The sequence below is a fragment of the Paenibacillus sp. V4I3 genome (assembly GCF_030817215.1).
Classification (GTDB): Bacteria; Bacillota; Bacilli; order Paenibacillales; family NBRC-103111; genus Paenibacillus_E.
In genome coordinates this window covers 3,376,746-3,391,313 of the sequence record NZ_JAUSZA010000001.1, presented here as the reverse complement: position 1 = coordinate 3,391,313, position 14,568 = coordinate 3,376,746, and the positions used below count along the sequence as shown (strand labels likewise).

The 14,568-nt window shown below is 43.8% G+C and carries 13 protein-coding genes; 1 reads left to right on the top strand and 12 read right to left on the bottom strand.

Features of this window, described 5'->3' with window-relative positions:
- Positions 1–281: 281 nt before the first annotated feature.
- Positions 282–623, top strand: coding sequence for a helix-turn-helix domain-containing protein (locus QFZ77_RS15735; RefSeq protein WP_307440928.1), 342 nt, complete (start codon positions 282–284; stop codon positions 621–623).
- 258 nt (positions 624–881) lie between these two features.
- Here QFZ77_RS15735 and QFZ77_RS15730 read toward each other — a convergent pair whose 3' ends face one another.
- The 12 genes from QFZ77_RS15730 to QFZ77_RS15675 all read right to left on the bottom strand — a co-directional run bounded on the left by QFZ77_RS15730 (position 882) and on the right by QFZ77_RS15675 (position 14,567).
- Positions 882–2,489, bottom strand: a complete 1,608-nt coding sequence (locus QFZ77_RS15730; protein WP_307440927.1) for a response regulator transcription factor — start codon at positions 2,487–2,489, stop codon at positions 882–884.
- 36 nt (positions 2,490–2,525) lie between these two features.
- Positions 2,526–4,238: a sensor histidine kinase gene (locus QFZ77_RS15725; RefSeq protein WP_307440926.1), complete on the bottom strand. Its 1,713-nt coding sequence runs from the start codon at positions 4,236–4,238 to the stop codon at positions 2,526–2,528.
- Between the two features lie 169 nt (positions 4,239–4,407).
- Positions 4,408–5,223, bottom strand: coding sequence for a carbohydrate ABC transporter permease (locus QFZ77_RS15720; protein WP_307440925.1), 816 nt, complete (start codon positions 5,221–5,223; stop codon positions 4,408–4,410).
- Positions 5,220–6,095, bottom strand: a complete 876-nt coding sequence (locus QFZ77_RS15715) for a carbohydrate ABC transporter permease (RefSeq protein WP_307440924.1) — start codon at positions 6,093–6,095, stop codon at positions 5,220–5,222. The genes QFZ77_RS15720 and QFZ77_RS15715 overlap by 4 nt, the downstream gene beginning before the upstream one ends.
- Before the next feature lie 81 nt (positions 6,096–6,176).
- Positions 6,177–7,487 (bottom strand): ABC transporter substrate-binding protein, encoded by a 1,311-nt coding sequence (locus QFZ77_RS15710; protein ID WP_307440923.1) that lies wholly within the window; start codon positions 7,485–7,487, stop codon positions 6,177–6,179.
- 628 nt (positions 7,488–8,115) lie between these two features.
- Positions 8,116–9,243, bottom strand: coding sequence for a Gfo/Idh/MocA family protein (locus QFZ77_RS15705; RefSeq protein WP_307440922.1), 1,128 nt, complete (start codon positions 9,241–9,243; stop codon positions 8,116–8,118).
- Positions 9,244–9,260: 17 nt separating this feature from the next.
- On the bottom strand, positions 9,261–9,701 hold the full coding sequence (locus tag QFZ77_RS15700; protein ID WP_307440921.1) for a MaoC/PaaZ C-terminal domain-containing protein: 441 nt from the start codon (positions 9,699–9,701) through the stop codon (positions 9,261–9,263).
- Between the two features lie 22 nt (positions 9,702–9,723).
- Positions 9,724–10,557 carry an amidohydrolase family protein gene (locus QFZ77_RS15695; RefSeq protein ID WP_307440920.1) on the bottom strand — a complete coding sequence of 278 codons (834 nt, stop codon included), beginning with the start codon at positions 10,555–10,557 and terminating at the stop codon, positions 9,724–9,726.
- A 6-nt stretch (positions 10,558–10,563) separates the two neighbouring features.
- Positions 10,564–11,088: a MaoC family dehydratase gene (locus QFZ77_RS15690; protein WP_307440919.1), complete on the bottom strand. Its 525-nt coding sequence runs from the start codon at positions 11,086–11,088 to the stop codon at positions 10,564–10,566.
- Complete coding sequence (locus QFZ77_RS15685) at positions 11,081–12,247, bottom strand: CaiB/BaiF CoA transferase family protein (protein ID WP_307440918.1); 1,167 nt, start codon at positions 12,245–12,247, stop codon at positions 11,081–11,083. The genes QFZ77_RS15690 and QFZ77_RS15685 overlap by 8 nt, the downstream gene beginning before the upstream one ends.
- 11 nt (positions 12,248–12,258) lie before the next feature.
- Positions 12,259–13,416: a CaiB/BaiF CoA transferase family protein gene (locus QFZ77_RS15680; protein ID WP_307440917.1), complete on the bottom strand. Its 1,158-nt coding sequence runs from the start codon at positions 13,414–13,416 to the stop codon at positions 12,259–12,261.
- Positions 13,416–14,567: an ABC transporter substrate-binding protein gene (locus QFZ77_RS15675; protein ID WP_307440916.1), complete on the bottom strand. Its 1,152-nt coding sequence runs from the start codon at positions 14,565–14,567 to the stop codon at positions 13,416–13,418. Before QFZ77_RS15675 ends, QFZ77_RS15680 begins: the two co-directional genes overlap by 1 nt.
- Between the last annotated feature and the right edge of the window lies 1 nt (position 14,568).

Here is a 14,568-nt window from a genome sequence, read left to right as displayed (position 1 = left end):
CCGTTAGACCCAGCTAAGCTCCTTAATTGCAATCGGAGTCGTGTAAATCTGACCGTTGTAATTAATTCCCTCACTAGTTTTCCTAGCAGTATCCAGCGGTAGTAATTTTTCTAAAATCATTTTTCTTCACCTCTCTATCTTAAATCTATTAATCTATCTTGTAATATTATTGACTCAACCAATAGATTTGATACATATGAATATCATTACAAGTTTTGATATAAAACAACGTATGTCTCTTCTTTTTTTCTTTGTCTACACTTCATATAAGAGGTGTATAAATGTCTGATCACATTTTGAAATATATTGGATCTCGGATAAGGGATTATCGTAAGGAAAAAGGGCTTTTCCAAGAGCAACTAGGTGAAATAGCAGGGTTCCATTTCTCTTATATCAGTGGTATTGAAAGAGCTGAGAAAAATATCTCCATGCTTAATTTAGCAAAGATCGCAGATGCGTTAGATATCGAAGTCCACGAGTTATTCAGTTATTCTAAAAATATCAAAACCAAATTAAGTGAAAAAGAAGAGGAAATTCAGGAAATTGTAGATATCCTCTTGAGGCATAATATACGTGATGTGAAGAAAGCGAAAGTTATTATTAAAGAAGTATTTAAAGATTAATAACCCCATCCTCAAAAAAGAATGGGGTTATTTTTTATTTAGCATTTATTACTTTTACTTTGATGAAATTCAATTCAAATTTATGAGCGCGTTGCTTGTTGTACACAACCTTTTGACGATGTGAACACGAATCAACGTAAATATATCAAGGGTTTCATGCTTGTAAATCTGGGATGCGGTCGGAGGGATTGCATTCATCTTCTCGTCTAGCTTCATAGCACGTGTTACCTTAATGCAATGCTACTACTCCCAACACTCCTATACTGTCGAATTTCGGTATTCTTGCGGGGTCAAGCCATAATGCTTTTTGAACAATTTTATGAAATAATGCGGATTTTGATAGCCCGCTTCAATCGCCACTTCATAAATTTTTTTAGAGCTGTGCTTGAGCAATCGCTGTGAATATTCCATTTTCAACCTTGTGATGTAATCACTCAGATTTTCACCTGTCTCCAATTTATAAATCCGGGATAAATAAGCAGGATGCATCTGCAGATGCTCTGAAATGGTTTGCAAAGAAATATCGCCCGAGAGATGAGACAAAATAAATTTTTGTGCCTCCTTCACGGCAACCATTCTGGCGCTGCGATGTTCATTCACGGCTTGTTGCTTGAATTTCTCGAATACTCTCAAGGTCCAATCGGTTAAATGCTTCACTGTTTTGGCAGGTATTAATTCTTTTCCTCGCACGTAGTCATCATCGATCAAGTCTGCTAGCTTCTTACCATTCTTGTGAGCAAGATAAGAAAAGGCTGCAAAAAAAGCAAAAAAAGCTTCCAACATGTGCTCCGAAGAATCGCTCCAATCCGCTTCCAGTTCTTCTATAATACTGGAGATCTTTAACGAGGCAACTTCCCAATGTCCGGCTTCCATTAAGTGCAGGAGCGCAGGAGGCTCATAAAGACTTAACAGGGTTCTGACCTCGGGAACCTCTGAATCGTCCATAATATAAACCGGCAGGTCCTTCTCTTGGCCCAGTCTCATACTGAAAATTTGGAGCATGTGGTTATATAATTTGGTGATGTCCTCTGGAAATACACCCCATTGTCCCAGAAGGATGGACACCTTCTTTTTCAAAAAATGCTCAATGTTCCTTTGCAGCTGTTGCGTAAGCCGATTCACATGAGACTGCGGATCATCTGAAGACTTGGGAGTCACGGCCAGCACGAGATATTCATGCACATCCTTGCAGAACCAAACGTTAAAATACTCCTCCAACGTTTCCTGCGCCATATTCACGATCGCGAACTCCATCAAGGACATTTCAAACGGATCTAAGTCAGAGAATTGATCCTTGAACCGGATCATGATCATGACTATACTGTCATTTACCTGAACCGGCACTTCGAGCAAATGAATTTTTTCAACCAACTTTTCTGTAGATACCCGTTTTCCCTGAAGCAGATCGTACAGAAGCTCCCCTCGAAGTCGAGGCAAATGATCGCGCATCGCTTTCATCGCCCGTTGATAGGCGTTATTGCTTTCCCGTTCTGTTCGAATCGTTTGAACAACCGAAGACACTCTCTCAATTAATTCCTTGTCGCTTACCGGCTTTAGCAAATAATCGCAAATGTTGTTCTTGATCGCAGTCTGGGCATATTTGAAGTCCGCATGTGCCGTAAGCAAAATGCATTTGATATGCTTCCAATGCTTATAGATGCTTCTTGTTAGCTCAAGCCCGTCCATTCCAGGCATTCCGATATCGGTTATCGCAATATCAATCGGATGAATATTGACAATGTCGAGCGCTTCCGAAGCCGAATAAGCTTTATGTATCGTTCCAATCCCTATCTCTGCCCAAGGAATGGTGACAGCCAAGGTCTCTACTACACTCATCTCATCGTCTACTAAAAGTAATTCCAGCATGTTGTCAACATCCTCCTCCTTTGGTGCCTACTCTGCTCAAACATTCCACTGGATAGCAACTCTCAGTCCTCCGAGCGTAGAATGCGAAAACATAAGGCCAGATTGTTGATCAAACTGATAGGCAAGCCTTTGGTGAACGTTCCATAACCCGCATCCAGCTTCCTGATCATGCGGACTTGACATCTTTTGTTCCAGCTCAATTAACTGCTGATCAGAAAGCCCTACCCCATTATCATCGATATGGATGCGGCAGACACCTTCGGACCACTCGCCGGAAATAATAATGATTCCGTATTGCTCCTTTTTCTCGATCCCATGGATAATTGTATTTTCAATGATAGGCTGAACCATCAGTCTTGGAATTTGCAGGTCAAGCATTTCCTCCGGAATATCGATTTCGTAATGAAATCGTTCCATACGCAAATTTTGGATCGTTAAATAATTTTCAATCAGCTTCAATTCCTCGCGAAGGGTTGTAAGCGTATGCTCCAGCATCGTGATGTAACGAAAATATTCCGACAAATTCAAAACCATAGAGGTGGCAGCCTGTTTATCGTCGATGGCGATCATATTTTTAATGAAAAACATGCAGTTGGACAAAAAATGCGGATTAATCTGCGATTGTAAATGCTTCAATTTAGCGTCTCGAAACCGGATGTTTTCCACGTATACATTTTCGAGCAGTCGTTGGATTTCCTCCGCCATTTCATTAAATCGGTTAAACAAATAATCAAACTCATTCCTCGGATGATAATTAATTCGATGGGAGAACGATCCCGTCTGCAGCTTCATAACCCCTCGCAGCAGCAATTGGATCGGGAGTTGGACCTGCCTGTACAGAAATACGGTAGCCAAGAGGCTGATCAACAGCATCAAGACAATCGTCGCGTAAAACCAATTTCGGCTCTTGGTGATCGGAGCAAGCACTTCTTTAAGCGGCAAATAATCAACGACATGCCAGCCCAGGCTTTTCGAACGCACGTAGTACACCATATATTGTTCGTGATTAATTTCAACAATACGATGACCGTCTTCATCAAGCGGTTCCCGGTTTAATATGGCGATGATTTGCTGTGTTACACTGGAATCGCCCGTTTTATCCATAATCGGTTCGAATAGCGGCTTATAAAAAAATGGATTGGACCTACCGTCATATTGATAATCCTTCAGCACCCGAACCAGGTTGCTCTCGGTAAACTGAACCTCAACCACGGATTCGGCTTCCAACAAGCCTTTATTCACAAGAAGCGGACTCATGACCGCCTTAGTGAAGTAGGCATTGCCCCCAGTAGGATCGGGATGGTACTGCCAGAACCTGGTCGATAGATTCTTTACATATTCGTCGTTGTAGACGGTCTTATAATCGTTCGACAGTACCTGCTTGGCCTTCGGCAAGTAGATGATTAACCGATTGTCCCACCTGCTGGAGGCGCTCAGCAAATTTAATTTTTGGACAATTTCCTCTTGCAGTTCCAACTGTTTAAACGCATCGGAGCTGCTTCCAAGAGCCCCCGGCGCATTTATCGAAGCGTCTCTGCTTACAATAATCGATGAAATGGTAAGCTGGTCTACGATATTATCCATCTGGCTTGTTAGGAAGGAAAGCCGCTTCAAGCTCTTCTCAAGTAGTTCTTGTTCGATGACTTTAACGGAAGTATGGTTCGTGTAACTATATATCAACCCGATCGGCATCAATAATAAGACAATCAGCAAAACCATTTTACTAAATGTATTCCACCTGTGCTTCATACCCAACGCTCCTCATTCCTTGTGAATCTATTATACTTGAACAAGTGAAACGATGGGAGCACAATGAGCTTATTTCACGCGGTAAGTCTCGAAGCAATCCAGGACGATCTCTTTGGAGGCGCCTGGCATTAAATTTTCACTATAGCTTCCGTCTCGTCTGTAACGTTAACTATCCTTTCACGGCTCCTGCCGATAATCCGCTAACGATATATTTTTGCGCAAATAAGGCGATCACTACGACCGGAAGCGTGATTATGCAAGCCGCTGCCATTAATGCCCCCCAGTTGATGGCGTTGCCGGAGATGAAGTTGAACACGGCAATCGGAAGCGGCTTTGTTTTTTCCCCTGCTAAAATCAGCGAGAACATAAAGTTGTTCCATGAGAAAATGAACGCCAGCAGCGACGATGTCACTATGCCTGGCATGGAAACTGGCAGAACCATCTGGAAAAAGGTGCGGATTTTGGAGTTTCCGTCGATCCACGAGGACTCTTCCACTTCCTTCGGAAACGTCTCAAAAAAAGGAAGCATGACCCACATGATAAAAGGCAGACCGATCACCATATGGCTAAGCACAAGGCCCGTGTACGTATCCACCAGATGGAGCTTATTGAACAGGATATACCAAGGAACCAAGTAGGTAATACCCGGAATAATTTTGGCGATCAGGATGGTCACTGCAAAATATTGCATCCGGTATCTGGCAATGGCGTATGCGGCCGGCAGTCCAAGCAGAAGCGACCCGGCGGTAGAAACGGTGGCTACGGAGAAGCTGTTTATAATGTATTTCAAGTAGTCGTATTCTTTAAATACGGTGATATAGTTTTTAACCGTCGGTGTAAACATAAACAAGTGCTGTGAGGATAACACCTGAACTTGCATTTTAAATGAGGCGGACAGCATCCATAAGAAAGGGAACAGAAAAAACAGAAGTACCAGGATATTCACAAGCGTAAAGTTTATACGCACCACAGTCGATTGCCTCATTGGAGTCCACCCAGCCTTTTCCGAATCGCCATTAGTAACAGGATCATGAGCATGATGAGGAGAAAGAACATAATCAGCAGGGCCGACGCGGAGCCTAACTTAAAATTAACGAACGCCAAATCGAAGATCATCAAGTTAAGTGTCTGCGAAGCAAAATTAGGTCCGCCCTGGGTCGTCGCGTAGATGGTATCGAAGGTTTTAAGCAAGTCAATCATTCGCAGAATGACGGCTGTTAATATGGTCGGCATGAGCAGCGGCAGTGTGATATGAACTAGTTTCTGCAGCGAAGAAGCTCCATCCACATCGGCCGATTCATACGGGTCCGAAGGAAGCGTGGCAAGCCCCGCGATCACAATCAATGCGATCAACGGCGTCCACTCCCAAACGTCAATGACGATGAGCGAAGGGATCACTTGCGTGATCGAGGCAAGCCACTCGTTCGTCGGCAAGCCGACTTTTCGCATCATTTGGTTTGCCAGACCGATAGAAGGCTCATAGATCAGCAGCCAGACCAACCCGATGGATACAGGCGTTGCGACCATGGGAAGCATCATGATCGTCTTGACGACCTTCTGTCCGGCGAAAGATCTGGAGAATAACAAAGCGACGGCTACTCCTAACACCGTTTCCAAAACCATGCTGACGGAGGTGTGATAAAAGGTAAGTCGAACCGAATTCCAAAATTTAGCATTAGCCAAAAGAGACGTATAATTATCGAGTGCCACCCATTTGGGCGGCGAAATGGCTGACATGCTCCATTCATACAAACTGATCTTGACCGTATAAATGATCGGAAAAGCAACCATCAATCCAATAAAAAGAACAGCCGGTAAAGTAAACACCCATCTAAGATGACGATCTAACCAATTCATTAACACCATACCGACTCCTTTTTAATAAAATAGCAAGCCTAAGAGCGATCTAAGGCTTGCCCTCGTTCAATTGATTGGTGGTTACTTCGTTTTATCTTTATCAATAATGGCTTGGAATTCGCGATTCGCTTGATCCGCAGCAGCTTTAATATCTTCGCCAAGCATGGCTTTAACCGCTATGCTTCCGATGGCATCCCGCGCTTCACCGACACTAATGACCTGCGGTACGTTATAACCGACGCCGATCTTCATGGTTTCCTGAATGGCTGCAGCCAGATCTGGCGGATAAGTCTCGGTGCCTTCCTTCATCGCCCATACCGAATTCCGGGCTCCCGACACACCGCTGCGTTGGATCTTGAGCACATTCTCTTTACTGCTGGCCCATTCCATAAATGCCCAAGCCGCATCTTTATTTTTCGCTTTCGGATTCATCGCCAGCGACCATGCTGCGATGCTGTAAGGTTTGGCCCCGGCGGATCCCGCTGGAAATACAGCGAAACCGACATTATCTTTGACCAGCGACTTCTCTGGGTCCGTTGTATTTTTGTAAATGGAAGCTGTTTCCGCATAAAATGCCGATTTGCCCTGTGCAAATAACCCTGCTGCTTGAGGCCAGCTCATATTCAGCGTTCCTTGGGGACCATAGTTTTTAAGCAGATTCGCGTAAATCTGGAACCCGCGTATCGCTTCTGGCGTGTTGACAGCTGCCTTATCGCCTTTCATAAAGTCGCCTCCTTCGGAGAAGACGAACGAGGCTACGGCGGTAACCAGGGCGTTGCGTTGCCCCCGGCCGACAATACCGTAGAAATCTTTCCCAGGGTCATGCAGCTTCTTGGCCGCCGCTTCCAATTCAGTCAATGTTTTCGGAATCGGTATATTGTTTTTCTGCAGGATGTCTTTCCGGTAATACAGAACAAACTGATCCGTAAATATAGGGATATACATGAGCTTGCCGTCTATGCTGGATGCATCTATTGCCGCCTTGGAAAAATCGTTGAAATCGTAGCTGGCATTTTTCTTCACGTAACTATCCAGCGGTGTTGTCCAGCCGTTTTTATAGAACAATATTTTATCCATATAAGGGCGGGACATAAATATGTCAGGTGTTTCCGAATTCGAAGTAAACTGAACCGCAAGCTTTTGCTGCAATTGGTCCTCAGCAAACGCCTGCACGTCTACTTTCATCCCCGTTGACTCTTCAAATTGAGGTAGCGCAGCTTTTATCGAATCCGTCCATTGATGGTTTAGAGCAAAAATAGATAGTTTTTGACCTGCAAAAGGTTTTGATGCTGTTGACGTGGTTGCCTTATTGTCACTCTGACTACATGCTGAGGTGGTCAACGCTACTACAAGCGTCAAGGCCAACAATTCGCTTGTTTTCCGAATGTTCATTGGTAAACCCCTTTCGTCTGCTTCTTTTTTATCCTGTTTACAATTTTCATTTTATAATTGAGTTGGACGGAAGGATATAGCAATAATTTAAGATATATATATCCATTTTTATCCTGCATACCTCCTGTTAAAGTGCCCGCCTGCCCTGAAATGCGATATACCCGTCGAATCTGGGCCGCATGGAGCCCATGTCAAGCGTACGCTGTGTCTGAGCAAAAAAGCCATTGGACATCCGGTTGACCTCTGAATCCAGCCAGACGTTACGGTGCCCTGGCTGCCCCCCATTCAAGAAAAAGGCTGTGCGTTGAAATGCCTGTCGGCCGATCTCGAGAAATTGTGCCGCCAGGTCGGCATGCCCGGTGCCCGCGGATATGGCAAGCCCGACTCCTCCGAGCATGCTCCCTCTGGGGCCTCCCTCACCGATTGAATATCACAGTAGCGAATTGGAGAATGACTCGATCGACTCGATCAATCAATTATATACCGAAACATAATTGACACCATTTTTTACACATAAATAAAACTTTACATATGACGTCATATATGAAAAAACCAGTCAGCAGTAGTTATTGCTAAACTGGTTTTTCGCACAAATTACATGTCGTATAATATGGTAGTGGTGTAAGAATTAATTAAAAAACGATTTCTCTAAATCAATTTCCTTGAGCCAAATTGGGCGATTTTCTTCCATCGACCGATAAGCAGCAAACAACGTCTGCAGCGTCAGCAAATTATCTTGAACACTATTTTCCGGCTCGCGCTCTTCTTCAATGGCACACAATAATTCTCCCATCGTGCCTAAAAATGCATCCGGAAACCATCTGCCTTCAAGTTCCGGTGTAAACCAGTAGGCTGGATCGATCTGTCGAGAAGTAAAGCTCAATGTATCTTTCTGGCCGATTGGGTAATTATACAAAGCCCCATTGGTACCTTTGATCACGCCTTCAGTTCCCTCAAAACGAAAGGTAGCATACCAATCATCTTGTCCAGCAATATTGTTATGATTGTCGTGAATGAGTCCTCTTGTCACTTCCCCAGGAAATTTCATATGGATCAACGTGCGAGTTTCACCTTTACATACTTGATCTGGAAATTTGGCTCCGTCAGCGTAAACGTATTCTGGCGTTCCCAATAGGGAGCGAATGGCATCAATATAATGGATGCTGTGATACATCAACTCCGGATGATCAATTTTCGTAATCCATGGCCAAAGTGACCAATCTGTATTCACATTTACTTGAATCGTGGCTTGTGTAACCTGCCCTAACCAACCTCTTTGAATGATTGTACGGCTAGCGCGAATACCCGGTGCCCAGCGCAATTGCTGATTAACGGCTCCTTTAATACCCGCTGACTCGCATGCTTCCACAATACGTTTGGCATCTGCATACGATTCGCTAAGCGGCTTTTGACAAAGTACATGTTTGCCTTTAGCTGCTGCACGCTCTACCACTTCAAGTTGAAATTTAGCAGGGATGGCAATATCAACAATTTCGATTTCGGGATGATCCAATAACTCGTCTAGTGTTCCGAATATGTTTTTGAGTCCAAATTCACCTGCGACTTTTTCTGCATGAGCGCGATTAGTGTCATAAATCCCGACAACGTTCAGACCACCCATCCGATAGGCGGGCAGATGGCAGGCTTGAACAATAGCGCCTGCACCAACAATACCGATTCCCTTGCTTTTATTCCGAGGTACCTTGGGTTTGTAGTCTAAATCTAGATCTAGCAAAGCACTTTGCTTCAGTTCCATAGTGATCACCCCTTCGCCTATTTCTTCTTCACCAACAATAAGTGAGCGCAAGCCAGGACTACTTGATTCTGTTGATTGAGTACTTCTACCTGTTCGGTTACGAGTCCGTAAGCTGGACGCTTCAGATATTCTTCTTTGGTAGAAATTGTAGTGCGAACACGAATCGTATCCCCGATATGCACAGGTTTAACAAACCGAAGCCGATCGTAACCATACGAGAATGCCTCTGGATTCATTACGCCGGCAGACATTCCGATCCCTACACTAAATATGAGAGTGCCATGAGCGATGCGCTCTCCAAAATCCTGCGTTTTACACCATTCGGCATCCATATGATGCGGGAAAAAATCACCCGTTTGACCCGCGTGCATAACAATATCTGTTTCGGTAATCGTTCTACCTAAGGTCATCCGTGAAGAGCCTACTTCATAATCCTCGAAAAATAGAGTCTGGATCATTTTATTATTCTCCATTCATCTTTTATAATCGATAAAATTGTGCAGCTGTATGTCCAAGCACAGCATCAATTTCGGCTTTCGAGCGAACTTCTAGCGCTTTGTTTGTTTCATTCCATACTTTAGCGTAATCACCGGCCAAATTCGCTACAGGCCAATCACTGCCGAACATGAGACGTTCCGCTCCGAATATCTGGAAAGCAAAATCTATATATGGTTTAATATCTGTTGCCGTCCAGTTTTCCCAATCTGCAGCCGTATTAAGCCCAGATAATTTGGCATATACATTCGTGTAAGAAGCCGCTTTCTTCATCTGACTTGCCCAAGGCTCCATCAGCCCATCCTTAATTGGCGGTTTTGCCAAATGATCAATGACGATTTTTAGATTAGGTACTTTTTCAGCAAGTGTCGATACATGCTCTAGATGTCTTGGTAAAACGGCCACGACATCAAAACTCAATCCAAATAATGCCAACACCTTCAATCCCTCAATGACATCATCCTGCACGACCCAATCTGGATCTTGCTCCTCATGAATCAGATGGCGGACGCCTTTAAATAAAGGATTTTTTGTATACAGCTCTAGCTTCTTCGCAGCTTCGTGCGGTTTATTCAGCGGTACCCAGCCTACTACACCCCCTACCCAATCATGCACGGCAGCGGTTTCAAGCATATAATCGGTATCTTCATATGAATCCATCGCTTGTACGAGGACCGTTTTATCGATCCCAGCCGCTTTAATTAGCGGTTCGAGCTCAGCTGCTTCAATTGTGCGATATAAAGGTCCATATGCAGGTACTAGCCACGGGTAGGCAACTTTATCCAAATTCCAAAAATGCTGATGGGCATCGATTCTCATCTCTCATCATCCCTTTTTTTCGATTTGATCTTGCCATTGTTCCGGATTTCGGTACTTTACCGTTTGTAAATGTTCACAATAGAGGACGAGCTCGCCTTCATTTTTATACACTTCGTAACTGACTTTGACTAACCCTAACTCTTTGTACTTAGGACGCTTCTCCAAATGCGTACGCACCGTGTAGATGGTGTCTCCGATAAATACGGGTTTAATGAAACGAAGCTTATCATAACCATAGCTAAAAGTATGAATGTTGTTATGTGCCATCAATCCTAGACCTACGCTGAACACAAAAGCCCCGGCAACTAATCTACGCTGAAAAATGCCTTCTTCTTTGGCAAAGATTTCGTCAGCTACGTACGGGTGCATATCCATCACTAAAGCGTTAAATTGCATACTCTCCCCTTCTGATAGCGTACGGCGCATGGAACGAATCTTTTTACCTACCTCAAACTCCTCATACATCCAATCTTCCGTATTAAACAAAGGGATATCTTGATGTGGACGGTTAACATTTTTAATTTCAGTCATTTCCTACCAGCTCCTTCATGATTGAGTTATTATCCGCACCGAGCTTCGGTGAGCCTATGGATGATGTGAAAATTTGCCCGTCTATTCGGATCGGGCACCTTGTAGTTAAGAGGCTTGTGCCATTATTACGAGTGACCTGTTGTGTCATGTTTAATAATAGGAATCCTTCGTGCAGCAATAACTTATCCCATGACATCACGTCAGCACACCAATAATCTGCGCGTTCAAGGACGGATAGCCATTGCTGTGTTGATTCGTTCTCTAGATGCTCCGCAAGGATTCGCTTAATTTCATCTCGCTTAGTTGCCCATTCATTTGGATCGGTATAGGTCAATAAAGCTTTACATTCAAGCAGCTTACCAAGTTCTAGAACGGACCCCATTGCCAGTGCGACAAAGCCATCTTTGGTCTTGTAGATACCGTAAGGGGCCCTCAAATAAGCATGCGCATTATGAATGCCGCTTCTTTCGGGAAGCTTTCCGCCATCGTTCAAATACGTTGTCAGCACTTCGAATTGAAAATCCAGTGTAGCCTCAAGCAAACTTGCTTGAACGAAAGACCCTTCATTAGTAACTCCACGTCGCACTAAGCAAGCTAAAATACCTTGCACAAGTTGTGCGCCTGCCATCATATCTGCAACAGCTAAACCAAATGGCATAGGGGGCTGGCCTGCATCACCGTTAAGCCATGCGAGACCAGTTAACGATTGTACGAGCAAATCCTGCCCGGGTCTGTCGCGCCATGGACCTTCGTGGCCATAACCTGTAATTTCACCATAGATGAGTGTAGGGTTTATTTCATTAACTCGCTTGTAATCCAGTCCAAGCCGTTCCATAACGCCCGGTCGAAAGTTTTCAATAAGTACATCCGCTTTACGAATTAAGGTTTTAACGATTTCAAGTTCATCCGGATTTTTCAAATCTACCGCGAAGCTTTCTTTATTCCGATTAATGGAATGAAATAACGTGCTATCTCCGTCCAACTCCATATTGGAAATATATAAAGTTCGACATATATCACCTGTTCCGGAACGCTCGATTTTGATCACCCTTGCACCGAGATCGGCTAATCGCAAAGCAGCAGAAGGTCCGGAGAGGAACTGACTGAAGTCCAGTACGAGAATACCATCCAGCGGTTTGTACGTAGTAGTTATTGTCATGCTGTCACTCCCTATAGGCTCAATTCGCTCAGAAGAAATTCTTTATCCAATCTTTCGTTATCTTCACCGATACGCGGGGCCCATTTGTCTGATTCAAGTAGGGCTTCGTTAATCCGAATCGGACATCGTGTCATTCGTAGGCTAGGGGATCCGGGTCTAGTGATTTCCTGAATCATGTTCAGCGTTTTAAATCCATCATGTTCAAGCAATCGATCCCATGTATAAACATCTGCGCACCAATAATCAGCAGGTTCAAGTACCGCAAGCCATGCTTGTGTTGTTCGCGTCTTAAGGTGAGTTACTAAGATACTCTTGATTTCATCTCGGTGCGTGAACCAGGTTTTCGGATCGCTATATGTCACTAATGCATCACATTCCAGGAGTTCCCCAACCCGGATAATCGAGCCCATGGCAAGCGCAAGATACCCATCCGCCGTTTCATAAATTCCGTATGGAGCCCCTAAATAGGCATGCGCGTTATTTAAGGAGCTACGCACAGGAAGTTGTCCGCCATCATTCAGATGCGTGGTCAATACCTCAAACTGAAAATCCAAAATCGATTCGAGCAGACTAACTTCCACCAGCCCGCCAATACCTGTGCTCCCACGACGTACAAGACAAGCAAGAATGCCTTGAACTAAATGTGCACCTGTAAATAAATCTACTGCAGCAAGTGCAAAAGGAACCGGAGGTTGATCCGCATTTCCATTGAGCCAAGCTAAGCCGGATAACGATTGGATTAACAAATCTTGACCTGGCTTTCCTTTCCAAGGTCCTTCTTTCCCATATCCGCTAACACTGCCATAGACTATTTTCGGATTGATTAGTTTCACACTTTCATAATCTAAACCTAGTTTTTCCATCGTTCCTGGGCGGAAATTTTCTATCATTACGTCCGCATGTTCAATTAACTTTTTTATTTTAATGAGATCTTCGGGGTCTTTTAAATTCGCTTGATAGCTTTCCTTATTTCGGTTGATCGTATGGAATAATACGCTATCACCATCCGATAATAAGTTATTTAAGGACAATTGGCGGCAAGAGTCACCGGTTTCAGGCCTTTCTATCTTAACCACTCGCGCGCCAAGATCCGCAAGACGCAGTGCAGCAGATGGTCCGGAAAGATATTGACTGAAATCCAGTACTAAAAGTCCTTCAAGAGGTTTCATCAAAGATTCTCCTTTAGTGATTCACGATATAAAATATCCATCCTTGCCAATACTTCTTTTGGATTACCGCCATGACGAATATAATCTCGGACTAAATCACCTGCATGATCTTGAAAATGAAAATATCCGCTGTAACGAGGACGCATATAAGCGCGGTCCAATGCAGGCAAAGTGTCTTTGTAATAATTTTGTGTTTGACGGTTAACCTCTTCATCCAACCATGCATCTCTGTGTCCTGGCTGACCGCCGCTCTCGAAATAAATTGTTTTTTGGATATCAGCACTAGCTGTAAACATTGCAAAGCTTAATGCATCATCCATTTGCATGCAGTTGACTGAAATAGCGAGCCCCGTTCCGCCTAAGGTTGATCTTAGTTTTCCATGACCCCCGATAGACACCATGTCAGTAGAACGCACCGCATATTTGGAGTAACCTCGTCTGGCATAATTAGAATATCCGTAAGCAAAAGGACAATAATAAAGATCATCACGCGTAGACATTGCTTCCATAACCTTAATTGGATTCCAATCTAACATTTCCTTTGTGCAGTAATTCGTAAGTTCTCGAAGCTGATCCAGCACCTTAAGCCCCATATCTGTACTGACAACACTTTCTATATTGAAAAATGGCTCTTCGCCTTGCGTGTAACAAAGCATATAAAAATTCATAAGCGTATCAATGGGAATTCCAGCAAAAGCAACCTTACCTCGCTTAGCTAACCCAACTAAGTCTTCCCACGTTGCTGGCAAATTAAGTCCATCATTTGCAAATAAATCCGGTCGATATGATGCTACAGGCGTTGCTGCATCAACAGCTAAAGCACTTTGATAACCGTCAAAATTATAGCTTAGGTGTGATTTACCTACTGAATTTACGGCTTGATCGGCCATAAACTTGCGTGGAAGCACCTGATCCAATGGAACCAAAATGTTTTTATCAGCAGCAAACCCAGCCCATGGATGGTCAATAATTAATAAATCGTATTGCTCGGCTAACATTTGAATCGGATAATCCGCAAAATGCTGTAGTGAACGTTTATCCCACGTAATTTCCACATCTGTATGCAGCTCCATATATCGTTGCGAAGCAGCTACAACTGAAACATAACCTCTTGTATGGTTCCAAGTAATACCACGAAGCTTCTTAGTCATA

Excerpts from the sequence above, each read along its gene's own strand:
- QFZ77_RS15675 (WP_307440916.1), bottom strand. The coding sequence starts at position 14,567 with ATGACTAAGAAGCTTCGTGGTATTACTTGGAACCATACAAGAGGTTAT.
- QFZ77_RS15730 (WP_307440927.1), bottom strand. The coding sequence starts at position 2,489 with ATGCTGGAATTACTTTTAGTAGACGATGAGATGAGTGTAGTAGAGACC.
- QFZ77_RS15710 (WP_307440923.1), bottom strand. The coding sequence starts at position 7,487 with ATGAACATTCGGAAAACAAGCGAATTGTTGGCCTTGACGCTTGTAGTA.
- QFZ77_RS15705 (WP_307440922.1), bottom strand. The coding sequence starts at position 9,243 with ATGGAACTGAAGCAAAGTGCTTTGCTAGATCTAGATTTAGACTACAAA.
- QFZ77_RS15720 (WP_307440925.1), bottom strand. The coding sequence starts at position 5,223 with ATGAGGCAATCGACTGTGGTGCGTATAAACTTTACGCTTGTGAATATC.
- QFZ77_RS15695 (WP_307440920.1), bottom strand. The coding sequence starts at position 10,557 with ATGAGAATCGATGCCCATCAGCATTTTTGGAATTTGGATAAAGTTGCC.
- QFZ77_RS15725 (WP_307440926.1), bottom strand. The coding sequence starts at position 4,238 with ATGAAGCACAGGTGGAATACATTTAGTAAAATGGTTTTGCTGATTGTC.
- QFZ77_RS15735 (WP_307440928.1), top strand. The coding sequence starts at position 282 with ATGTCTGATCACATTTTGAAATATATTGGATCTCGGATAAGGGATTAT.
- QFZ77_RS15685 (WP_307440918.1), bottom strand. The coding sequence starts at position 12,247 with ATGACAATAACTACTACGTACAAACCGCTGGATGGTATTCTCGTACTG.
- QFZ77_RS15680 (WP_307440917.1), bottom strand. The coding sequence starts at position 13,416 with ATGAAACCTCTTGAAGGACTTTTAGTACTGGATTTCAGTCAATATCTT.
- QFZ77_RS15690 (WP_307440919.1), bottom strand. The coding sequence starts at position 11,088 with ATGACTGAAATTAAAAATGTTAACCGTCCACATCAAGATATCCCTTTG.
- QFZ77_RS15715 (WP_307440924.1), bottom strand. The coding sequence starts at position 6,095 with ATGAATTGGTTAGATCGTCATCTTAGATGGGTGTTTACTTTACCGGCT.
- QFZ77_RS15700 (WP_307440921.1), bottom strand. The coding sequence starts at position 9,701 with ATGATCCAGACTCTATTTTTCGAGGATTATGAAGTAGGCTCTTCACGG.